This window comes from Marinifilum sp. D737 (assembly GCF_026672275.1).
Taxonomy (GTDB): Bacteria; Bacteroidota; Bacteroidia; order Bacteroidales; family Marinifilaceae; genus Marinifilum.
The window spans coordinates 20972-43506 of the sequence record NZ_JANQCD010000036.1 but is presented as its reverse complement, the minus strand read 5'-3'; the positions used below and the strand labels follow the sequence as shown (position 1 = coordinate 43506).

The window sequence follows — 22535 nt, the reverse complement described above, 5'->3', positions numbered from 1 at the left end:
CCAATCTACTCTGGTAGAAAGGTGTAAAATGTTTTCCTTGGGCCAATTGTTTTTTTCAGAAAGACCTTTCAAGAATGTTTTACACCAATCTACTCCAGTAGAAAGAGGTAGTAAAGCATATCTGGTCATTTGTTAAGGCAAAAGAATGATGTAATTATATGTGGTATTTATTTTTTCAAAAAAATATAGAAATATATGTTTCAGACAGTTCAATTGCTAAAAATATGGCTTTAGAAATATGTTGTGCAGCATAATGTTTTGATGATCGAACCGTATGTGTTTACTTTTTGAGTCGGTTTTGAAAGGTGTAACGTATTGATGTTTACTTTATTGTCTTGATAAAAAAGGAATGTTTGTTTAATTTTATATAGCATATTTGTTACGTACATAAAACAAGTATGGAATATAGTAAAAATCAGAGCTCCAATTTTAGGAATTGGTAATCTTTAAAAGAATGGATTACTTATTGTTTAACTTCAAATTGAGATGATATGAAAACAGAACAATTTAGTGCTGCACGATTCAGAAATGCAGAATTGATTTCATTGGGGGATGACACCATTCGTATCTGTAAAGTACACGATTGGAGTACATCACCAGTTCAAGCTCTTTATACGAATACAGAAAGTTCGTTGGGAGCATTAAAGCAGCAAGTGAACAAGGCATCTACAATCGTTGAAACTGCTGAAGTTCGTGAGTTGGATTCACTTTTTAATAATTCGTGGCGAGCAGCGAAATGGTACTGCAAGGCTTATGTGCTTAGTCCTGTTAAGGCAGAGAGCGATGCTGCCACCGTATTAATAAATCTGGCAAAAACTCATGGTAGTAATTTGCACAACGAAAGTTTGGCGGTACAAAATTCCAATGCGCGTTTGTACTTGAACGATTGTGAGACGAAGCAAAATGTAAAGGATGCCATTGCTGTCATTAAATTCCAACCCTTTGTTGATCGTATCAAGTTGAATCTTGATAATTTAGTTGCCGGCATTGTAAACAGAGATGAAAAGGCCAGTAGTGAACATCGCGAAGTCGACACCAAAGAGTTTCGTGTAATGTTGACAAATGACCTGAACAGTCTTTACCAGTATTTGGAACTGATGTCGGAATTGAATGGTGAAGGTGAGTTTACCGACATGCTTATGCTGATTAACGAAAGCATTCGCAAAATTGAGCATTCGATTAGCTTGAGAAGCAAACAGGCCAAAGAGGAGGAGGTAGAGGAGGAATAGTTAGATCGTAATGGATATAAAATCGCCCCACTGATGTTTTGGTGGGGCGATTGTTTATATACACGTTTTGTTTTTAAGCGTTTATTTTAAAATTAATTGGATGTCCTGTGTTGTATTGTTTCCTGTAGTTATTGTAAATTCTTTGTTAATCTTACTTTCCGGATGGCTAACAACAAATTTATATTTGCTTTCCTTTTTTAATTTGAATTGAAGGAATTGGTTCATGTCATCAGTTTTGCGAGGTGAATATCCGAAGTTTATATTTTTTTCAGATAATTGAACATCTACACGACAGCTGATGCGCGAGTCACTTTTTGAAGTATTATCGTTATCGAAAACCACCACGTTAGCCATTAATTCATCATCTTGTAAAGGGCTGTTTTTAATCGATTCATGGTACAAATCAATGTAACGTTGGGTTACATTAACTCCCCAGGCTAGGGTTTCCTTTTTGTCTGAATTCGCCATTGAGGCTTTCATTTCTTCAAATTGAGGACGAACTTTGTTCGGTAATTTATTTAAATCAACCACTTCTATAATTCGACCATCAGGTGCTGCATAGTAAGGCATATCAGTTGGTTTGTACGAAGCTGCATAAATCCAATGAAGCATATTGTTTGGGTCAGATTTTCCGGCATCGGCTAAAAACCATGATTTATTTAATGCCTCGGGATAGTATTCTATAAATTTCCACTCATCCTCAATCAATACTTCACACCAGGTATGATTGCCCTTGTAATTGGTCCACATGGCTGTTCCTGCCAAGTGAGATGGAATTCCAACAGATCGGAAAGCATCGGTCAGTAAAATTGACAAACCGGTACAAGTTGCCATATTCTCCTTCATGGCTTGAAATGGGCTAATGTCAACTCGTGAGCGTTTGGTATTGTATTCAACATTAACTTCATCTTTTATATTTTTGGCTATGGACATTACAGCATCAACCAAATCATCTTTCCCTTCTACATATTTAGCGAAGCGTGAATAAAATTCTTTACGCCACGGATCACGTTCTTCCGAAATATTCGCATATGGCAATACTTCGTTAAAGAAAACCGAATCGGCTAGGGCAGCACACCAAGCATATTTCTTGCGCGCTTTGTAGGCGTATTCAGCGTTTTCGAGAAGGAAATCAGCTTTTATAGTACTTAAATCTCGTTGTGGCATATGGCTAATAATAAATGCCATGCCTTCCCTTTGTTCTTTAGGAGATTCGCTAAGTGCCTTTTGTAGCTCAGTAGCATTTTTACCAGCATTGGTAAATGCAGTTTCCAATAGAGAGTTATAGGTTGTTGGAACTCCTGGATACTTTGATTGACATCCCCAAGTGAATAGGATAATGACAACTAATATTGCTAGTTTATTCATAATTGAGTTGTATGTAAAAATTTAATAAGATATCTAATAAATAAAATTTGATGTTGTTAGTCTCCCAGATTTTCCATGCTCACCAAATACCATTTTCCAGAAAATCCTTTAAAGAAATATTTGGCATCGCCTCCTGTTTCAACACCATACCAATGCAAAACTCGTTCGTTGGTAGCTTGGAATTTTAAATCGAAATTGTCGTAAATTTGAGTTCTTTCAAAGGCTGTATTGATGTAAAATGATTCATACTTCCATTCAGATTTCGTTATGATTAAAGTATCAATAGCATCTCCTGGATCATCGAGCCATGTCACATTCTTTATTGGGAATTTAATTCTACTGACTTGAAATGTGGAATCACTCATGAAATTCCAAAAGAAATTCTTGAAGTCTTCATTTGCGTACTCTTTTACTTCGTGATGTTTTAATTCTTCTTGCAAAGATTTGATTCTATCTGAAGATATTTTCAATTCCTTCCTAAGCTTATCGATTTGATGTAGATATTCGGATTCTTTCTTTTGATTAATGTTATTGCAAGAGAGAAATAGGAGAAATAGTAATAATACTGAAATCTGCTTCATATCATCTAGTTTAAGGAAATCTTATTGATTGTAGTGATGTAATTTCTTAAGGTCTTCATGGTCTCCTCTTTGTTAAAATACCAATCGGAGAAGGGAAGAGGGAATATACTCACATCAGCTCGGTTTAAAATTCTGTAGCGCTCAATGCCAAAAACATCAGAATATTCACCAGGGTAACCCACCAAATCAATTCCGATATATTGGTTGTTGTATTTTATGAGTAGATCGATCTTAAGGCCTGCGATAGAATAAGCTTCCCAAATTGAATTTATCTGCCAGGATTTAAGAGCTTCTTTAACTTCGTTAAGGAATTGATCACGTGATTGATTCTCTATATCAGATGCTACAATTGTATTCGATTTGGTTTTCGATAAATAAGCCCGAAGGAGGGTATCTGCTTTCAGCTCGTTTGTGGATATTGAATGATGTACATATTGCCTGTTTCGTGCACGAGTTATGGCTACGTTAAAAACATCCTCTTTGTTAATATGATTGATTGCCGAATGATGACTATGAGCATCTATGGTCAAGGATAAATGCATAATGTCCCGTTCTTCACCTTGAAAACTATAAGCAGTTCCTACTCTTATTTTATGCTTTTCGATTTCTTCCATTTCAAACTGATTTAAAAGCTGTTTTCCCAACCAATCTACCTGTGCTCTAAAGGGGGATAGTACTCCTATACTTGAGCTAATTTCGGGAGATAAATCTTTTTCTTTGTCAACCAACTCACGAACGGCATTCAATATTGTACTTGCCTCTTTTTCGTTTAAACCATTTTTGTCTCGTTTTCCTTCAATATTGATAAAATATAACGCTTGTTCTGTCTCATCAGGTCGTGACGTCATTATTCTTAGTTGATTATCGTAAAAATGTTCATTACTGAAATGAATGATGGGCGATAAACTTCTAAAATGTTCGTCAAGCATACTCACTTGGTTTCCTGATTGCAGACTACTCATAACCAAATCTAAAATACTCTTATCTCTGTAGTTTAGTATATTGTTATCGATATGTTGAAGCTTGTACTTGTTTCGATAAATGTTTTGAATTTCTTTGGAGAGAAAAGAAACATGCCTCAATTGACAAGGATCACCTGCAAAAACAAGTCTTTTTGCTCGCTGAATTAGAGGGAGACAACTGGCGATGTCACATTGTGTAGCTTCATCTATAATCACGACATCGAACATTTCTTTTTTGAAAGGCAATGCGTCTTTTACTTCCGATAAATTACATAACCAAATTGGGAATGCTTTTAAAACTGCATCGAATTTTATTTCATCGAATTTGGCAAGCTTTTCTGTGTCGCTCGACATTTTTAAAGCTTCATGAAAGCGTTGTATGTTTTTCCAGTCGCTTTTCATCACACTTAAAATTTGTTTGATGTATTTCAAACGAATAAAAAGCTGAATGTCTTCTATTTGTTGCTGATCGTTTTGCTTTAATTGCTGATTGTATTCCCATATTGGCACCTGAATTCTGTTTCTGATGTCAATGTAGCGTGTCTTAATTTTATGCCATACTCCATTCTGATGATTGCTGAGGTGTTCACCCCATTTAAGTTCATTTTCTACCTCATTGGAAAAGGATTGCTCCAACTTGTTAATAAGCTTGGCTCTGGATTCAATCTCATTCGATAGGTTCATTAAATTCAGGTCTAACTCATCGCCTTTTATTTTAGGCAGATCAAATTCTTTTAAGAGGTAATTTAGTTTTCGAACACGGGTAAGAAGAGATTTTAGAAATCGGTTTAGTGGAGTGGAGTAGGAACGTTTTTTGCCGGTTCTAACAACAGCTTTGTCTACACCCAATTGAAGTTTTATTTTTTCAGCGATTACATCAACGGCTTCATCGGTGCGTGATGCAATTAAGACCGATTCTCCTCTGTTCATATGTTCCAAGGCAACTGCTCCTATTGTATATGTTTTGCCAGTTCCGGGAGGGCCAACAATTAAAGTTAATGGATTCACCGAACTAGACATTAGTATGGCTTCCTGGGCTTCGCTTAATATCATAGGTAGCTTGCCCTTGGTATATTTTTTTTGTTTATTCTTTAGTTCTTCATCTGAAAATAAAGATTGCAAAGGCAATGAATAATCGGAGTGTGAACCCAATTCATTTAGCTCATTTAATACCCCCCTTGTATTTGTAGATTTTGTTACCAATCCCAAAATACTGGATGGAAGCAATACATATTTACTTTCCTGATCCTTGGATAAGCTTGAAATGTTTTTTTTGATCGTTTTTACATTTGTGTTTTGCGGATATGCATAAATGTTTTCGATGTCAACGTTTAAAAAGTATTTTTTGAACAGGCGTACGATATATTCAATATGCTCGAAACGAATGTCATTTTTGGGTAGATCTTCGAATAAAGTATCTTGAAGGAATTCAGAACTGGAATCACTCAAGAGCATTTGTATAATTGGATAGTTTATTCTTCTTTCCTTGGTGTTGATTGATAAATAATAGAATTCATCCTTTTGTTGTATTTCAGCAGGATAATAAAACAGAGGCGCACATAGTGTTTTGGAATCTCCTTTCGGATCGATATAATTTCCACAAATGAAAAACGTACCATATAGCAATTCCTTTTCTTTCTCGTATAGCTTAACCTTTTTGCTGATTGTGGATGCTTTTGCAGAATCGATGGGTACAATGGGATGATTGCCGGTAAGCAGCTCTTCTTCTCCTTCGAAGTATATTTTATTTTCTACTTTTTGATCTAAAAAATTGTAAATGCTTAATTCCCTGTTGTCTGATCTGTAGCAATCATTAAAGTATTGAATAACATTTGTAAGGGAGTTATTGTTGTTCATAAGAGGTATAAGTATTTTATAAACGATGTAAGGCATAAACTTACATAAGAATTCGTAATATTTCAGAAGATTTTAATTTTATTGAAGAGTCATTAGAGAAGCTTTTCAATTTCATCAATATATTTTTGGAATTCTATTTCCTGGTTTTTTTTCTGTAAAGGAAATCCTCCATCCATATAACGAACAATTCCTTCTTTATCAATTATAAATGTGTATGGATTACCCCAAATATGGAAGTTGTCTATAATTTGTTGACTTGTAAATGATAATACTGTGTAGTTGAAAGCAGGCAGATTTGGGTATAAATCTCTTGGTGCATCAGGACTTAGTTTTTTACTGGCATTGTGATTTATAATTTTCTCTGGTAACAAGTCTGTAATCCCAAATATTTGAACTTCGTTTTCCGGGAACAGCTTTCTTAGTTTTACCATATAGGGAATCTCCAACAGGCAACCTTTACAGGGTATTGTAAAAAAATTCAACACGCTTACTTTTCCTTTGAATAGATCTGACTTTAAAGAGGTTCCATTCATACTAATTATTTCGCCCTTAAGAATCTCTTTGCCTAATAGGGAGTCGTATTTTTCATGAAGTTTCTTTGTAGTGATTTTACCTCCCAAATGTATTTTATTGATATCAATTGGATTTTCTCTTTCCTGTGCTTCAAGGTAGCATGTCATCATTAAGAAAGCAAGCAGTAAAAGGTTGAGTTTCATAAGTGTTTTATTGAGTATATTTTCAGTTTAACAACTAAGTTATTAACAAAATAAAGATTCACAATTAATGCGAGAAGCTAATTGCTTGTATTAGCTAATTTAGTCTCTCTCTAAATTCTATCGATTGCAATGTGTGGCAGATATTTCTTTCAATTCCGTTTGAAATAAAGGTCAGTAAACAAAATAAGTGTTCAAAGCTTGTTTTAGGAATACTAGGGTGAAATGTTTTCGAATTTGGTGGGAGAGGTAAAATATCATTTTCTATAGAAAAATTAAAGTTTATCGTGAAATCAAGATATCTGGATACAATTGGTTTGTATCTATTGATCTTAAAAGTAGAATTGGTTTGGCAAATTGAGAATATTCCCAATATGGACCTTATGGCTTGTAGTAGTGTGTTTTAAGTCTCATTGTCTGGCATGGCTTTTTTCTTAGTTTTACGGTGATTTTTAGCCTCTGAAAACGCGTAGGTAGCTGAATAGGGGTATGTAAAACTCAAAAAACATTTAATAATGAAGAAAGAGAATCAAAACTCTTACAAAGAAAAGCGCAAAAAGGCGCATGAGTTCGAGAGCAGAGAAGCATATCTGAATCACGAACTTGAAATTATGAAATTTCGCAAATGGAGAATTCACTTGCCATTCAGAGATTTTCATATCGAATTGGAAGACTGGGTGCCTGCTTTGGCTGCCACCATTGGTAAGGTGGTAATGGTAACCGCTATGGTTGCTGTATTTGCAACCCAGTTTGGCTTATCGCCAGAATTCGTAGCAGAAAACGTTCGTTACGAGTTGTTAATTGCCGGAGGTATTTTTGTACTTCTGTTTTCGGCAATTCTTAATCCTAATGCCAACCTTGCAGGAACTCACGGTCCTATGATACCGCTGATTCCTATCATTGCCGCCGCTGGTGGTCATCCGCTTGCATTGGGGATTTTAATTGGAGTGTTTGGACTTGCTTTGAGTATCACCAAAGGAGGTTCAAAATTGATGAAACTCACCGGAGTTGGTGTTCGTGGTGGATTGTTGATTTATTTGGGAGCTGTAGGATTGATTAGTCAGATTTCTAAATTGGGAGCTTGGGCTACTGCCGGAGATGTTGGTTACATTTCTTTTGCGGTAATCGGAATCACCATTTTAATTTATGCGTACCTGGCAAAAATCAACAAGCGTTGGTTGGCAATTCCTTTGTGTTCGGCAATTGCTGGTATTGTTGCCTTTGCTTTGGGTGCTGATTTTGCCTTTACAACCAAACCTGGTTTACCACATATGAACCCAATGTGGTGGTGGGGCGAAGATACAGGCTGGAAACTTGGTTTACCAAACTTGGGACACTTTATTGCTGTGATTCCTTTCGCAATTCTTGCTGTTGCCATGTGGTCGCCTGATTATTTGGGACATCGTGTATTTCAGGAATTGAATTATCCTAAGAAAGCCAAGAATGTATTAATGGATGTGGATGATACCATGACTGTTGCTTCAGTTCGTCAGATGATTGGAACAGCTTTAGGTGGTGGTAATATTACTTCATCGTGGGGAACTTACATGATTCCTGCAGCAATTGCCAAGCGTCCTATTCCTGGTGGAGCTGTATTAACGGCACTGCTTTGCGTGTTGGCATCGGTTTTTGGATATCCTATGGATTTGGCCATGTGGGAGCCGGTATTGCGTGTAGCACTAATTGTTGGTGTATTTCTGCCATTGCTTGAGGCAGGTATGCAAATGGTTCGCAAGCACAAAGATTCACTGAGTGCAGGTACTTGTATTTTTGCATGTGCTTTTGTAAATCCTGTATTCGGATGGGCATTTACCATGTTGCTTGATAACCTTGGTTTGATAGGCGATAGCGAGCGAGCTGCTGAATTGAGCTGGAAAGAAAAGCTAATTATTCCCGGAGCAATGTTTATTGTTTGTGTTGTTTCCCTTGCATTGGTGGGACAGCTTCCTGGAATCCCAGGAATTTTCTAATCGATAGTAATTAGATCAATATATGATGCCGTTCCGTTTGGGACGGCATTTTTATTTGATAGTCTTGAATAGTCCAAAAGTCGAATGGTCCAAAAGTCAAAAGTAGGATGGGCAAACAGTCATTGCTTATTACAATATCTTTTGTATGTATAAAGCAGCAGAGCTGCGTAATATTTGTAGCATGAGATTTATTCTTGTTTTTAAGGTGCAGCGCACCGCGGTACAATCAAAGTCTAAAGCTTAATTTTGTTCAAGTAATTGGGCATCCTTTCCGTTAAAATCCTTAAGTTTGATTTCGAATTCATTTAATAAACAAAATACACAAATGGAAATCAGAAAAAACGAAACGCAGTTGGTGTGTATCGCCAAATTTATAGCCAAAGAAGGTGAAGTTGATCAGTTGATTAAAAATCTTCATTCTTTAATTCCAATGACAATGCAGGAAGGTGCATGCATTCGTTATGAATTGAATCAATGTATCGATGAACCTAATAGAATCACTTTCATCGAAAAATGGTATGATCAGGTAACTTTTGATGCGCATTGCAACAAGCCATACATTGTAGAATTCTTTAATGATGGCAAACCACATCACGTTAAAGAGTTTGAAGTAACAATGCACAAGGAGTTGTTGCCATAAGAAAACTTCAAGAATCAAGCTCCAAGCTCCAAGCTATAAGGTGAAATGCATGGGAAAGTACGATTTTACAGTTTGAGACTGCGATAAAAGTTCGGACTCTCAATTGTTGATATTTTTAAAGATGACCAGATAAAACAAAAGGGAAATTGGATGGTATCCAATTTCCCTTTTTTTATCTTAAAAGAATAAACTTTGCTTATTTTGTTGCAGGAATTACTTCTTTTTCTCCAGCTTTAAGCCACGCTTCGCCAACTCCTAAAATGGTTCTGCCCGCTACACCGTTAATAATAATTGCTGCCATCATGTACCAAGCGGCAAGTGCGCATGCAATTAGTACGTAAGCCGCAACTGTATTCATTGCCGGGAATCCAAAGTGTCCTAAATCCAATAGAATGAATCCTAGCATTAGAATACTGAAAGTAGTTGCCATAGCTCCATGAATGAATAATGAAGCAAACCAAAGAATTAAAGTAAAGAATGTATAAGCTAATAAGAAATAACCTACATCAGTTCCGGTAGATTTGTAGATTCCGAAGTGGTTTAACATCCATACAATTCCTATGGCAATCCAAAAAGATCCATAAGCTGAAAATGCTGCAAATCCAAAGTTGTTTGCATTTTTGTGTTCTAATAGACCTGCGCACAATTGAGCAATTCCACCGAATGCAAAACCTACAGCCAATACCGGACCTAATCCACATAGTCCAAGGTTATGCAATTGTAATAAAATGGTACTTAAACCAAATCCTCCAAGTCCGACAACAGCCGGATTTCCTAATTTTACGTTGTTCATCACTAAAGTTAATTTTATCCTAGATTGAGCGGCAAAACTAACAAAATGCCTAGCAGGTAATTAAAGCCGATTGTAGTTTAAAAACATACCTACTGTACAACATTTTGCTTTGAAAAGTGTAAGCTTGTGATAAACAGTGCTGTTTTAGTGATATCTGCCTTTTCAGGACTTGGCCTTGTGTTGCACAATAGTGTTTGTAACGAATAGATTGATAGATTTTTATGCGTAAAAAAGAGACTGTGAAAAAAGTAAGGACTTTTGCAATCCCATTAAAATTCAGTTTTATTTTATCGGTAAAATGCCAACTGAACTAAAAAAAATGCATGAAATTCTTACTTTTTGCACAGTTTTATAGGTTTATCTTCCGACCAATTCAAGTTCACGACTTGATATTTCTCGCATTTCAATTTTTCGAATTTTACCAGTAACTGTTGTTGGAAATTCTTTTGTGAATTTAAAGTACTTCGGAATTTTATAGGTTGCAATTTGTCCTTTGCAATACTCGCGAAGTTCATCTTCGCTAACCGATTTATCATCTTTGAACTTAATCCAGGCCATTACCACTTCGCCATATTTGTAATCAGGAACACCAATAACGTATACCTCGCTAATAGCTTCGTGTGTATGCAAATACTCTTCAATTTCGAAAGGGGAGATGTTCTCACCACCTCTAATGATCATGTCCTTGATTCTACCAGTTATGGTAACATAGCCATCATCATCCATACTTGCAACATCGCCGGTGTGCATCCATCCTGCATCATCAATTACTGCATTGGTAGCCTCTTCGTTGTTCCAGTATTTTAGCATTACCGAATAACCTCTGGTACAAAATTCGCCACTTTCTCCTCTTGGCACGATTTTTCCGCTTGTAGGATCAATGATTTTGATTTCCTGATGAGGATGAACACGACCAACGGTACTTACTCTTTTATCCAATTGATCATCCACGAAAGTTTGAGTAGAAACAGGAGAGGTTTCTGTCATGCCGTAGCAAATGGCAACATCTGTCATGTTCATTTTTTCTTGCACTTCCCGCATCGCTTTTTCAGGACAAGAAGCTCCTGCCATAATACCGGTTCTCAAACTACTCATGTCGTATTTTTCGAAGTTGGGATGTTCCAATTCGGCAATAAACATTAGCGGGACACCATACAAAGAGGTGCATTTTTCATCCTGAACTGTTTTTAGAACCGTTTCTGCCTCAAAAGCTTCGCCCGGAATAATCATTGCCGAACCATGCGTAATGCAGGCAAGATTACCCAATACCATTCCAAAACAGTGATAAAAAGGAACAGGAATACAAACTCTGTCCTTTTCAGTATAGTGTAATCTTTCACCAATAAAGTAACCATTATTCAGAATGTTGTGATGAGTTAATGTAGCTCCTTTGGGAAATCCTGTGGTTCCGGATGTGTATTGAATGTTAATCGGATCATCGAATTGTAAGGTGGCTTCAATGTCTTCAACTTCCTGGGTAGAAATTCTTTTTCCAGCTTCAATTAAAGCTTGCCAGTCTCTATCAAGAATCACAATTTGCTTCAGGTGAATACAGGATTTTCGAACTTCCTGAATGATTTCAAAGTAATTCGTTTTTCTAAAGTTTTTGGACATGATTAGCAGACTAATCTCCGACTGACGCAAGGCAAATTTCAGTTCAGATGCTTTGTAAGCCGGGTTTACATTCACCAATATGGCGCCAATTCTGGCCGTTGCAAATTGTACGATCACCCATTCGTGTCGGTTTGGAGACCAAATTCCTACACGATCCCCTTTTTTTACACCAAAAGCCAATAAGCCTTTTGCGATTTCTTCTATTTGGTTCCAGAATTCCTGATATGTGGCACGATAGTTTTGGTAAGGGACAACTAAAGCTTCTCTGTCGGGGAAAAGCTCTACAGTTCTTCTTAATCTTTCGGTAATGGTTTCGCCTAAAAGTGGCATTTCTGAGCTACCATGCTCATACGATAGTTTATTCATGTCTATGGTTTTGCGCAGGAGAATTATTTCAATTCACCTGTTTTAAGATTAATAACAAAACCATCTTTTGCTCAAAAGAAAATTTGAGCACTTTGATTAGGAAGTAAATTTAGTTGTGTGATTTGTCTGAAATCGGCTGCAAGTTATAAAAATTGAGGCTAGAAAGAACTTCTTTACAGAATAAATTGTTTGAACATTTACTAATCTTCCCAAACAATGGTCTTCATATCTTCCCAGAACGGTCCAAATTGAATTTCCGAAATTTTCCCATCATCTAACCACAGGTGTAGATTTTCATTTGGGAAATAAATTAATTCATGTGTAGGAAATTCTTCGGAATCAGCCTTTTCGAATTCTGGTTTGCCGAGCTGAAATAGCTCTAGTTCATCCAAAAGGTTACGTTTTGATAAGCCTATTTTTATAAAATTAAAAATGTGGTATTGTGAGTGATAGATTGAAATGTAACTCAACCTGAATTGATCGACAGATTCGAAAGTGAAACTTAATCCTTTATTGTTATAGAACAGGGTTATACTATTTTCGCTTGGAGAAAGTGAATATTCTCCAACTTCATCAGCTTTACCCAGTATTTTTTCAACTTCGGCTTGTATCATTCCAAAGTTGACACCAGAGATGCCTTTGCCTAATAAGATTTCATTTTGGTTCATATTCAATTTTCAAAAGGATATTTTAATTTGATCTGATCTCTAACTTCATCAAGTATTGATAATATTTTTTTGCTCTTCCAAATGGGAACAATTGAGCTTTCCAACCTGCCTTTTTTAATTAATTCTCCAACAGCATAGGCTTCGTAGTTGTAGCCCATCTCTTTACTCTCATCTTCAAACTCCAATACTTCATCATCGGTAATTAGCTTGGATTTTTTTGCCATCCAAAACTTAGGAATTTCAATTCTTCCTTTGGTGCCGTAAACAACAGCTTCATTCTTCATATTTGAAAGAAAGGAACTTGAAATTTGTGCCATTCCACCATTTACATACTTCAACTGAATGCTATTGTATTCATCAACACCAGTATTGCCTATATGTGCTAAACTTTGAATTGTTTCAATTTTGTCGTTAAAAACCAGTTCAGAAATGGCAATGCCATAAATTCCAATATCAAGTAATGCACCACCAGCTAAATCAGGATTTGCCAATCTTCCCTCTTTGCTCATATTACCGACGAAGCCAAAACTTACCTGCAATTGCATGATATCACCTATTTTACCTGAATGTATCCATTCCATGCTTTTTAATATGGCAGGCAAATAATAAGTCCACATGCCTTCCATAAAGAATAAGTTCTTTTCTTTTGCCAATCGACTTAAGGCTTCGAACTCTTTGGCGTTGACACAAACAGGCTTTTCGCACAATACAGCCTTGCCATTGTTAAGACACAAGCTGGCATGTTCAAAATGAAAGTTGTGAGGAGTGGCAACATAAACAATTTGAATATCCGGGTTTCGCAGCATGCTTTCGTAAGACGAGTGTGAGTGCTCGATATCATATTTACTTGCAAAATGTTTTGCTTTCGATTCAGATCGAGAGGCTACCGCAATGATTTTACCATTTGGTACAAGTTTAAAATCATTTGCAAATTTACCAGCTATCTTTCCAGCACCTAATATTCCCCAGTTTACTGTCATTGTTCTTTATTTTGATTATTAAAGATATGATTTTGCCAAAAAACTAAGAATGAAATCGGGAAAAATATTTTTAATAATTTCTCCATTTCAATATCAAAAGTTTTGGAAAAAATAAGATGAAGAAAGAAAAAAGGGAATGAATTAAATGTAATATTGAAGAAACTGTTCACCAATTGGTTTTCCTGTCTAATCCCAATTTAAGAACAGTAAAAAGAGCTTAAAAACTTTATCAATACAGTAAAATCACTATTTTTACATCTTCAAAATCAATACAAGTAAAAATGGCAAAAGATTTTCGACCAACCGACTATATTTTGGAGTCGCAAGAAACGGGTAAGAGATTTGAGGACGAAGGATGGACTCTTGATGCTCCCGGTGAAGATAAACCTTGTTTAATTAGAGCAATTTACGATAAAAAACAGATTGAAGTAAAGGACAATTCTTTAGGGATTTATAAATTCTCTGATTGGTTGCCAGTTCACAAAACATTGGAAGGATCTTCTGCGCCTGCAACCTACAAAAGTGAAGGTTTGGCAAAGTATCTTGGTTTGAATAATCTTTACATCACTTTTAGTGGATATTGGCCTGAAAAAGGGGCTAATTTCAGAACTTGCTCTTTTAAGGAAACTGAAGCTTATTCGGTTGGTGGTCGTTTGGACGATGATAATAATATTTTGGTAGTTGCATCGGCAGGTAATACTGCAAGAGCATTTGCCAGAGTATGTTCAGATAATAATATACCATTGTTATTGTGTGTGCCGGAAGATAACATTAATGCACTTTGGTTTGATGAACCAATTAAAGACAATGTAAGACTTGTGGTTACCAAATCGGGAAGTGATTATTTCGATGCAATTCACCTTTCGAATATCGCATGTCAGCTTGATGGGTTTATTGCCGAGGGTGGTGCAAAAAACGTTGCTCGTCGCGATGGTATGGCTTGCACAGTTAATTCAGCAGTAACCGAAATAGGTAAGATTCCTGATTACTATTTCCAGGCAGTAGGATCGGGAACAGGTGCCATTGCCGCCTGGGAGGCAAACCTTCGTTTTATCGAAGACGGAAGATTTGGTTCTAATAAAATGAAATTAATGGTTTCTCAGAATACACCTTTCTTGCCAATGCATGATGCATGGAAAGAAGATTCAAGGGAAATGTTGCCATTGGATGATAATTTGGCAAGAAAACAAGTTGAGGAAATTGTAGCCAAAGTACTGTCGAATCGTAAGCCTCCATATTCAATTGTTGGTGGATTGTACGATGCGATGAAAGATGCAGGTGGAGATGTTCTAAAAGCTACAAATGAAGAAGCTGCTGAAGCTGGTAGAATCTTTGAAGAAACCGAAGGAAATGATATTCACCCTGCTGCTGCAGTTGCAACGGCAACTCTTATCAATTATGCCAAAGAGGGCAAACTGGATAAGGATGATTGTGTAATGCTTAACATTACCGGAGGAGGAGAAGAGCGCTTCAAAAGAGAAAAAGAGGTAGTTTATTTAAAACCTTCCCATGTTTTCGATATCAATCCTGATTTGAGTGAAGTGAAGGATGTGATGGAAAAACTTTTTAAAATAGAAATTGACACTACAGTATAAGTACAGAGAAAGCAGGCTTTAAGCCTGCTTTTTTTATGTGGATTATCTTTGCCTAGTTGATCAGCGAATGTACAATATCAATTGAATCGGTAATGCATTTTGCGCAAATGCTTTCTTTTGTGTTGTTATCCTTACAATATTGCTGACCTTCCGGGGTATTTAAATCACATTTGATAATGTCTTTACAATCCAATGATTCATGCAGTTGTGTAAATCTGCGGTTAAACTCCTGTATCATTGACCTGTTGTTATCGGTTTGTAAGCTGTGATTGGAATACTTCTCGCAATTATGAATACCGATAAGCATAAAAGCACCGGTTACAGCACCGCATGTTTTTTGCAGTCGTCCCATTCCTCCTCCAAAACCGCTTGAGATTTGAAAGGCCAGGTTTTCATCAAATTTGAATTGATCTGAGAATGCAAGTAGAACCGATTGGGCACAGTTCATTCCGGATTTAAAGCTTTCAATTGCTTTTTCCTTTTTTGTAATCATAGTGAGGTATTTAATTCATCTTTGGGTTAATTAACTGCTTGCTTAAAGATAGCTTAATTGATTGGATTTAAAGTTCCTGCAGAGGAGGAATTTCCATGTTTTTCGTGTATTCGTATCCCAAATTAAAAATTTCCTGTGCTTTGTTTCCATTCAATATTTCGTAATCGCGCAAGCCAGTTGGTTCAATAAGCAGCGAACATTTATCCTTATGCCTGATTACATTGGAGTGAACTCCAAGTTGAAAAGTGCGTGAAGCCACCTGTACCAGATTATCAAATTTTTCTATCTTTTGAATGGGACTTACATTTACTGCAATAATAATATCGCACTTATTAATGAGTGGAGAAATAGGCAAGTTATCGAAAAGGCCACCATCAACATACATGGTGTTATCCATTTCAACCGGAGAAAACAAAACGGGAATACTCACCGAGGCCAATAAATATTTTAGCAAATCCCCTTCTTTAATATATTCAACTCGTCCATCATTTAAATTGGATACAGCAATGAACAAAGGAATTTTAAGGTTTTCTATTTTCTTGGTTTTAATGTGTTTTTTTATCTCTTTTTCAAGTCCAATCAAACTAAATAGTCCATGTCGGGGGTATTGCCATTTTGAGTAGGCCATTACACCCTTATTTTTAAGTGCTTTTAATATTTTGGAATAAGAAAAGCCCGAAGCAATAAAGGCTCCAATAAGTGCACCGGCACTAACACCCGAAATAATATCAGGTTTAATTCCTTTTTCTTCTAAAGCTTTTAAAACACCTAGATGAGCAAACCCTCTTGCTCCACCACCTCCAAGAGCAATTCCAATTTTCATGTGCGTACAAATTGAATTATAAACTTAAAATAGCAAATTGCGATTAGATTATCCAGTATTTATGAAAGATTTGCAAAAAAAAGATCATTCAACTTGAATGATCTTTTTTTCATTTAATCCTTAACACCTTCCAATGCTCCTTTTATGATTTCTTCCACAACCGAGGTGTCGAGTAGAGTGGATATGTCTCCAAAATTGCTGTAGTCTCCTTGTGCTATTTTTCGTAAAATTCTTCTCATGATTTTCCCGGATCGTGTCTTAGGTAAAGCTCTAACCAATTGTATTTTATCTGGTTTGGCAATTGGTCCAATAATTTTGGTTACCCCTTTGCGAATACTGGTTTTAATCCCTTCTTCACCTCCTGTTGAAAGATCACCGCAAACCACAAAAGTGTAAATGCCTTGTCCTTTGATATCGTGAGGGAATCCAACAACGGCAGATTCATTTACCAAAGGATGCTCATTAATGGCATTTTCTACTTCGGCAGTTCCCATTCTGTGTCCCGATACATTGATCACATCGTCAACCCTTCCAAGTATTCGGTAGTAACCATCTTCATCTCTTTTAACGCCATCGCCCGAAAAGTAAAGGTTTTCAAAAGTACTAAAGTAGGTTTTCTTGAACCTTTCATGATCTCCCCAGATTGTTCTTAACATTCCCGGCCAAGGATATTTAATACACAGATTCCCTTCTACACTCTTTCCGGATAATTCATTTCCATCCCCATCAACTATGATTGGCTGAATTCCCGGTTGTGGGAGCGTGGCAAAACCAGGCTTGGTAGGAATGATTCCTGCGATAGGACTAATGGAAATGCCTCCTGTCTCGGTTTGCCACCATGTATCAACAATCGGACAACGATTTTTACCAACATGATCATGGTACCAGTGCCAGGCTTCTTCGTTAATTGGTTCTCCAACTGTACCCAATACTTTCAGGCTTGACAAATCTTTATTTTCGACATACTCTTGCCCCATCGAAATTAAAGAACGAATGGCAGTAGGTGCAGTGTAAAATTGTGCGATCCCATATTTATTTACGATATCCCAATATCTTCCAGCATCAGGATAGGTAGGAATACCTTCGAACATTACCGTTGTCGCTCCATTTAATAATGGGCCATATACAATGTAGGAGTGCCCGGTAATCCAGCCAATATCTGCAGAGCAGAAGTAAACGTCGCCATCGCTGTATTGAAAAACATTTTTAAATGTGTAGGCAGAATATACCATATAGCCACCACAGGTATGCACGATGCCTTTGGGTTTATCCGTAGATCCTGAGGTATATAGAATAAAGAGAGTGTCTTCCGCATCCATTAGTTCAGCCTTATTGTTTTCATCGGCATTGGCCATGACTTCGTGCCACCACATGTCTCTTGAATCATGAAAAGCAACCTCAGTATTGGTTCTTTGAACCATTACTACCTTTTCAACTGATGAGCAGTTTTCCAGAGCTTCATCCACAATATCTTTTATAGGAATAATTTTACTGCCACGGAAAGCGCCGTCAGAAGTAATTACCAATTTGGCTTCCGCATCATTAATTCTATCGGCGAGTGAGTTTGCCGAGAAGCCTGCAAAAACAATGGAATGTATTGCACCGATTCTCGCACAAGCCAACATGGCAATTGCCAATTCGGGAACCATTGGCATATAAATGGCAACCCTATCACCTTTGCCAACACCAAGATTCAGCATTACATTGGAAAACTTTTTTATTTCTAAAAAAAGTTCATTGTAAGTTAATACTCTGTTCTCGTCATTTGGTTCATTGGGTTCCCAAATAATTGCAGGTTGATCGCCGCGAGTAAACAAATGACGTTCGAATATATTTTCAGTAATGTTCAGCTTCCCATTCAAAAACCAATTGATTTTTGGTTCGGTAAAATTCCAATCCAGAATCTTATCCCATTTTTTTCTCCAAAAGAAGCTTTCTGCAATTCTACTCCAAAATGCCTGTGGGTTTTCTACACTTTTTTGATATTCGTGAATGTAGCCACCCAGAGTACTAATCTTATCAATCATGATCTTTTAATTTGGTTATCAGTTTAAATCTAAATAACTAAATATATGAAATTCTAGATTGATTGTCCAGATGTAATTTCTATTCAAAAAAGTGATGCTATACTTCTCTGGAAAGATAGTATCTTCACACAGTAAAAATTAAAAACGGATGAAAAACAAAAAAACGCTAATAATTATTCTACTGCTTGTCTTATTAATCTCAGTAGGTTCAATTCTATTGATTAACAATTCTGAATTACTTGTAAACCTTGATGCCAATACAGTATCCTTAATTAAGCAATATCTTAAAGTAATTGGATTCTTAAGTATTATGGGTTTGGTGTATTTGCGCATGAAAAAAGGAAATGAGACCACAAGTGAAGAGATAGAAAAATGAACCGGCAGAATTTTTCTGATAAAGGGACTACGGAAAAATTCTGCCGCTTCGGCTAACCACTAACCACTACCAATGTAGTATTTTTGTTCCTGTTCGGAATTTTATGCTGATTAAATATCAAGAAACGAGATACAGGAGAATTTCGTTACTTGTGAAATCCAGGTACAATTGCATGGTTGAGTTTACAGATTGATGTAATTAACCCAGATTTTCAAATTTATATCCACTTTTTAGGAATATCTAATTTACGAAATTGACAGACGAATGTCCACTTTTTAGAAATCTTTTCTTGCTTTTTAAAGAGACTTATTTACATGTGTTTAAGATAATATAAATGCATGGTGAAAATTGCAATTCTTAGGGTTAAGATTTACTAATCAATCTGATATGTTTTTGCTCTAAAGGCATTTAAAATTGGCTTAGTTTTTTGAATGCAAAGTTGAGGATATTTTATATTGGCAGTAATGGATTAATTGTATTTGTCAATTGAACCATAGTGAGATATCAAGTGGATGGGATGTAGTTCCGACACATGGAGAATGTACAAATTGAATGCCTAAACATTCCTTAAGCAAGACTAAATATGATAATAAAAAACCAGACAGAATATAAAAAGACTGTCTGGTTATAATGATATCATTCTTTGTTTAAATAAACAAATTCAAGTTCGATTGTTCAGCTTCCGACAGGTAGGTTGCAACACCACCAATCTGAACACCATCCAACAATTCTTCTTTGTCTACGCCCATTACATCCATGGACATTTGGCAGGCAATCATTTCCACACCATTCTCCATGGCACTTTGAAGCATATCTTCTAACGAATCTACCTTTTTGGCAAGCATTCTCTTCTTCATCATTTTGGAACCAAGTCCCATCATGTTCATTTTAGAAAGTTTCAAGTCATCAGCTCCGCTTGCCATCATTTTGCCAAACATTTTGCCCATCATGTCCTTTTCAACCTTTGGCTTTTTGGCTTTCTTAATGATGTTTAACCCCCAGAAAGTAAAGAAGAGTGTTACTTTGTTTCCGGTAGCAGCCGCTCCATTGGCTATAACGAGTGAAGCCAAAGCACGATCCATATCATCCGAGAAAACCACCATGGTTTTGTTTTTAGGAAGGTTTGCAGCAGTAACAGGGCAAGCTTCCTTACTGGCTTGTTTCTCAATTAAAGCGGTATAAATTCCTTTTTCTGAATCCACAGAAATTAATTGGTTACCAGTCATTTTGCACCAAGCTTCCACATCTTTGGCGAAACCAGGATCGGTTACTTTCTGTTGCAAGCGTTGTCCGTTTTCCAATTGATCCATTTCTTTCTTTAATTTGATAATTGGACCGGGACATTGCAAGCCACAGGCATCAACTTCGATTACCTTTGTTTCTGCGGTACTTTCTTGCTCTTCTGATTTGGGTTTCCCTCTGTAGATGTGACCATCACGGGCAATGTAACTTGATTCGAAGATATCCTCATTACTCTGCTTGCAGGTAGCATGCTCGTAGGTTTTGTAACCTCCACTTAGGTTGTAAACTTCTGAATATCCTTTCTGCATCAGAATACGTGCGGCAAAGTATCCTCTTAGTCCAACGCCACAGTAAATGATGATTTTTTTGTCCTTCGGAATTTCATCCAGTCGGTTTCTGATTTGGTCCACTTCAATATTTACCGATCCCTCAATCTTACCTAACTCATATTCATCTGGAGTTCTAACATCCAAAATGAAGTTATTTGGCGCATGAAGCTGGTAAAGCTCATCCCAGTGCATAATTTTCACCAATCCTTCAATGATATTTCCTGCAGTAAAGCCAGCTTGATTTACAGGATCTTTGGCAGATGAGTAGGGTGGAGCATAGGCATGTTCAATTTCTTGAAGATCATAGATGGTTCCATTGTTTTGAAGTACAGTAGCAATCAGGTCTGTGCGTTTGTCAACTCCTTCGTAGCCCAATACTTGTGCTCCATAAAGTTTTCCGGTTTCGGGATGGAACATTAGTTTAATACTGGTAGGAGTTGCCCCCGGATAATATCCGGCATGCGATCCACCGTGAGTAATATTTGAGATGTATTTGATTCCTTCCTTTTTCAATACTTTCTCAGCCAATCCGGTAGAGCCAACAGTCAAATCGAATACTTTAGCGATTGCTGTAGCAATTGCACCTTTGTATTCATATTTGTGTCCCAGTACCAAATTGTTGGCAAGTAAACGTCCTTGTTTGTTTGCAGGCCCAGCCAAATAAGCATTGGTATAATTGCCAGTAATGGGATGAGGGAATGCAATGGCATCACCCAATGCATAGATATGCTCATCGCTGGTTTGCAGGTATTTGTTAACTTGAATGCCACCATTAGGAGCAAGATCAATTCCAGCCTCTTTAATCAATTTTGTCTCAGGACGAACCCCAATTGATAGAATCACCATGTCGGCTTCAATTTTCCTGCCCGATTGCAAACGAATCTCAAGGTAATCTCCTTTGCGTTCAAATTCACTAACGCCATCTTTCAGGAAAAACTCTACATTTTTGGTTTTCAAATGCTGATGAACCACAGCTGCCATTTCGTAATCCAAAGGAGTCATTACCTGTTCTGCCATTTCAACAATGGTAAGCATCATTCCCAGGTGGTGAAGGTTCTCTGCCATTTCCAGGCCAATGAAACCTGCACCTACTACAACAGCTTTTTGTGGCTTGTGTTCATTATAGTAAGATTTTATTTTATCTGTATCCTTCACATTTCTTACAGTGAAAATTGCAGAATCGTTGATGCCTGGAATAGGAGGTTTAATGGGTTCAGCTCCTGGAGAAACAATTAGTTTATCGTATGTTTCAGTATAGACAGTATTGTTTTTTAGGTCTTTAACTTCAACCTCTTTCTTTTCTCTGTTGATTTTAATTACTTCATTAAGTATTCTCACATCAACATTTAGTCTTTTGTTGAAACTTTCTGGAGTTTGTAACAGCAGATTTTCCCTTTCGGTGATTACATCGCCTACATAGTATGGCAAACCACAATTTGCATACGAAATGTGTTCACCTCTTTCAAACATGATTATTTCTGCTGATTCATCCATTCTTCGAAGACGAGCAGCCGTTGTTGCACCTCCCGCAACTCCACCAACAATTAAATATTTTGCCATTGTATATCTTATAATAATTATATCTGTACAAAAATAAACATCCAGATATCTAGATGTAATAGGTGCAAAAGTAAGATTTGATTTTATTGATACAAGAGATCTGTGTGGCTTAGGGATGTGTTTTGTAGCAGGTTTTTGATTGACCTGATTGTTAGTTATGGAATATCAGCAACATATGTGCGGTGTGATATATTTCACATCAAATTAATTTGAGAAATATCTCGATATTATTAAGGGGTAATTTAAGCAAGTCTTCAAATAATAAGTATCTGGAACCATACTAAAGATCAGCTAAGAGGAAATCTATCAGCAAAATAAATGTGATAAATACTCGGGTTAAAAGGTAAAT

At 36.7% G+C, this 22535-nt stretch carries 17 protein-coding genes; 5 read left to right on the top strand and 12 right to left on the bottom strand.

The window, feature by feature from the left end; genetic code table 11:
- Nucleotides 1-491 precede the first annotated feature (491 nt).
- A complete protein-coding gene (locus NQ163_RS17300; protein WP_268191589.1) occupies nt 492-1229 on the top strand; it encodes a DUF6261 family protein in 738 nt (245 codons plus the stop codon).
- 81 nt (nt 1230-1310) lie between these two features.
- On the opposite strand, the gene NQ163_RS17295 is transcribed toward NQ163_RS17300, so the two are convergent.
- The 4 genes from NQ163_RS17295 to NQ163_RS17280 all read right to left on the bottom strand — a co-directional run bounded on the left by NQ163_RS17295 (nt 1311) and on the right by NQ163_RS17280 (nt 6713).
- Nucleotides 1311-2597 (bottom strand): transglutaminase domain-containing protein, encoded by a 1287-nt coding sequence (locus tag NQ163_RS17295; protein WP_268191588.1) that lies wholly within the window; start codon nt 2595-2597, stop codon nt 1311-1313.
- 56 nt (nt 2598-2653) lie between these two features.
- Nucleotides 2654-3178 carry a DUF4348 domain-containing protein gene (locus NQ163_RS17290; RefSeq protein ID WP_268191587.1) on the bottom strand — a complete coding sequence of 175 codons (525 nt, stop codon included), beginning with the start codon at nt 3176-3178 and terminating at the stop codon, nt 2654-2656.
- Between the two features lie 5 nt (nt 3179-3183).
- Nucleotides 3184-5997, bottom strand: coding sequence for a DEAD/DEAH box helicase (locus tag NQ163_RS17285; RefSeq protein WP_268191586.1), 2814 nt, complete (start codon nt 5995-5997; stop codon nt 3184-3186).
- 92 nt (nt 5998-6089) lie between these two features.
- Nucleotides 6090-6713 (bottom strand): peroxiredoxin family protein, encoded by a 624-nt coding sequence (locus NQ163_RS17280; RefSeq protein WP_268191585.1) that lies wholly within the window; start codon nt 6711-6713, stop codon nt 6090-6092.
- Nucleotides 6714-7225: 512 nt separating this feature from the next.
- On the opposite strand from NQ163_RS17280, the gene NQ163_RS17275 reads away from it, so the two are divergent.
- A complete protein-coding gene (locus NQ163_RS17275; protein ID WP_268191584.1) occupies nt 7226-8680 on the top strand; it encodes a DUF3360 family protein in 1455 nt (484 codons plus the stop codon).
- 325 nt (nt 8681-9005) lie between these two features.
- Nucleotides 9006-9320: a putative quinol monooxygenase gene (locus tag NQ163_RS17270; RefSeq protein ID WP_120239526.1), complete on the top strand. Its 315-nt coding sequence runs from the start codon at nt 9006-9008 to the stop codon at nt 9318-9320.
- Nucleotides 9321-9516: 196 nt separating this feature from the next.
- Here the strand turns inward: NQ163_RS17270 and NQ163_RS17265 are convergent, their stop codons facing one another.
- The 4 genes from NQ163_RS17265 to NQ163_RS17250 all read right to left on the bottom strand — a co-directional run bounded on the left by NQ163_RS17265 (nt 9517) and on the right by NQ163_RS17250 (nt 13741).
- The gene (locus NQ163_RS17265) at nt 9517-10113 is read right to left on the bottom strand and encodes an acetate uptake transporter (RefSeq protein ID WP_120239527.1); all 597 of its coding nucleotides are present in this window, start codon (nt 10111-10113) and stop codon (nt 9517-9519) included.
- A 357-nt stretch (nt 10114-10470) separates the two neighbouring features.
- On the bottom strand, nt 10471-12093 hold the full coding sequence (locus tag NQ163_RS17260; protein ID WP_268191583.1) for an AMP-binding protein: 1623 nt from the start codon (nt 12091-12093) through the stop codon (nt 10471-10473).
- 200 nt (nt 12094-12293) lie between these two features.
- Nucleotides 12294-12761 carry a hypothetical protein gene (locus NQ163_RS17255; protein WP_268191582.1) on the bottom strand — a complete coding sequence of 156 codons (468 nt, stop codon included), beginning with the start codon at nt 12759-12761 and terminating at the stop codon, nt 12294-12296.
- A 2-nt stretch (nt 12762-12763) separates the two neighbouring features.
- Nucleotides 12764-13741, bottom strand: coding sequence for a Gfo/Idh/MocA family protein (locus NQ163_RS17250; protein ID WP_268191581.1), 978 nt, complete (start codon nt 13739-13741; stop codon nt 12764-12766).
- Nucleotides 13742-14022: 281 nt separating this feature from the next.
- On the opposite strand from NQ163_RS17250, the gene NQ163_RS17245 reads away from it, so the two are divergent.
- A complete protein-coding gene (locus NQ163_RS17245; RefSeq protein WP_211334441.1) occupies nt 14023-15336 on the top strand; it encodes a cysteate synthase in 1314 nt (437 codons plus the stop codon).
- 52 nt (nt 15337-15388) lie between these two features.
- On the opposite strand, the gene NQ163_RS17240 is transcribed toward NQ163_RS17245, so the two are convergent.
- From NQ163_RS17240 to acs, 3 genes are all read right to left on the bottom strand, one after another.
- On the bottom strand, nt 15389-15829 hold the full coding sequence (locus NQ163_RS17240) for a C-GCAxxG-C-C family protein (protein ID WP_120239531.1): 441 nt from the start codon (nt 15827-15829) through the stop codon (nt 15389-15391).
- Nucleotides 15830-15896: 67 nt separating this feature from the next.
- Nucleotides 15897-16652 (bottom strand): patatin-like phospholipase family protein, encoded by a 756-nt coding sequence (locus NQ163_RS17235; protein ID WP_268191580.1) that lies wholly within the window; start codon nt 16650-16652, stop codon nt 15897-15899.
- Nucleotides 16653-16765: 113 nt separating this feature from the next.
- A complete protein-coding gene (acs, locus tag NQ163_RS17230; RefSeq protein WP_268191579.1) occupies nt 16766-18679 on the bottom strand; it encodes an acetate--CoA ligase in 1914 nt (637 codons plus the stop codon).
- A gap of 148 nt (nt 18680-18827) precedes the next feature.
- Between acs and NQ163_RS17225 the strand changes: the two genes are divergently transcribed.
- Nucleotides 18828-19055, top strand: a complete 228-nt coding sequence (locus NQ163_RS17225; RefSeq protein ID WP_268191578.1) for a hypothetical protein — start codon at nt 18828-18830, stop codon at nt 19053-19055.
- A gap of 647 nt (nt 19056-19702) precedes the next feature.
- Here the strand turns inward: NQ163_RS17225 and NQ163_RS17220 are convergent.
- Nucleotides 19703-22186 (bottom strand): FAD-dependent oxidoreductase, encoded by a 2484-nt coding sequence (locus NQ163_RS17220; RefSeq protein ID WP_268191577.1) that lies wholly within the window; start codon nt 22184-22186, stop codon nt 19703-19705.
- Between the last annotated feature and the right edge of the window lie 349 nt (nt 22187-22535).

What these genes read in the sequence shown, in the direction of transcription:
- NQ163_RS17285 (WP_268191586.1), bottom strand. Translation starts at nt 5,997, where the DNA reads ATGAACAACAATAACTCCCTTACAAATGTTATTCAATACTTTAATGAT.
- acs (WP_268191579.1), bottom strand. Translation starts at nt 18,679, where the DNA reads ATGATTGATAAGATTAGTACTCTGGGTGGCTACATTCACGAATATCAA.
- NQ163_RS17250 (WP_268191581.1), bottom strand. Translation starts at nt 13,741, where the DNA reads ATGACAGTAAACTGGGGAATATTAGGTGCTGGAAAGATAGCTGGTAAA.
- NQ163_RS17300 (WP_268191589.1), top strand. Translation starts at nt 492, where the DNA reads ATGAAAACAGAACAATTTAGTGCTGCACGATTCAGAAATGCAGAATTG.
- NQ163_RS17260 (WP_268191583.1), bottom strand. Translation starts at nt 12,093, where the DNA reads ATGAATAAACTATCGTATGAGCATGGTAGCTCAGAAATGCCACTTTTA.
- NQ163_RS17265 (WP_120239527.1), bottom strand. Translation starts at nt 10,113, where the DNA reads ATGAACAACGTAAAATTAGGAAATCCGGCTGTTGTCGGACTTGGAGGA.
- NQ163_RS17280 (WP_268191585.1), bottom strand. Translation starts at nt 6,713, where the DNA reads ATGAAACTCAACCTTTTACTGCTTGCTTTCTTAATGATGACATGCTAC.
- NQ163_RS17235 (WP_268191580.1), bottom strand. Translation starts at nt 16,652, where the DNA reads ATGAAAATTGGAATTGCTCTTGGAGGTGGTGGAGCAAGAGGGTTTGCT.
- NQ163_RS17270 (WP_120239526.1), top strand. Translation starts at nt 9,006, where the DNA reads ATGGAAATCAGAAAAAACGAAACGCAGTTGGTGTGTATCGCCAAATTT.
- NQ163_RS17275 (WP_268191584.1), top strand. Translation starts at nt 7,226, where the DNA reads ATGAAGAAAGAGAATCAAAACTCTTACAAAGAAAAGCGCAAAAAGGCG.
- NQ163_RS17225 (WP_268191578.1), top strand. Translation starts at nt 18,828, where the DNA reads ATGAAAAACAAAAAAACGCTAATAATTATTCTACTGCTTGTCTTATTA.
- NQ163_RS17240 (WP_120239531.1), bottom strand. Translation starts at nt 15,829, where the DNA reads ATGATTACAAAAAAGGAAAAAGCAATTGAAAGCTTTAAATCCGGAATG.
- NQ163_RS17245 (WP_211334441.1), top strand. Translation starts at nt 14,023, where the DNA reads ATGGCAAAAGATTTTCGACCAACCGACTATATTTTGGAGTCGCAAGAA.
- NQ163_RS17295 (WP_268191588.1), bottom strand. Translation starts at nt 2,597, where the DNA reads ATGAATAAACTAGCAATATTAGTTGTCATTATCCTATTCACTTGGGGA.
- NQ163_RS17290 (WP_268191587.1), bottom strand. Translation starts at nt 3,178, where the DNA reads ATGAAGCAGATTTCAGTATTATTACTATTTCTCCTATTTCTCTCTTGC.
- NQ163_RS17220 (WP_268191577.1), bottom strand. Translation starts at nt 22,186, where the DNA reads ATGGCAAAATATTTAATTGTTGGTGGAGTTGCGGGAGGTGCAACAACG.
- NQ163_RS17255 (WP_268191582.1), bottom strand. Translation starts at nt 12,761, where the DNA reads ATGAACCAAAATGAAATCTTATTAGGCAAAGGCATCTCTGGTGTCAAC.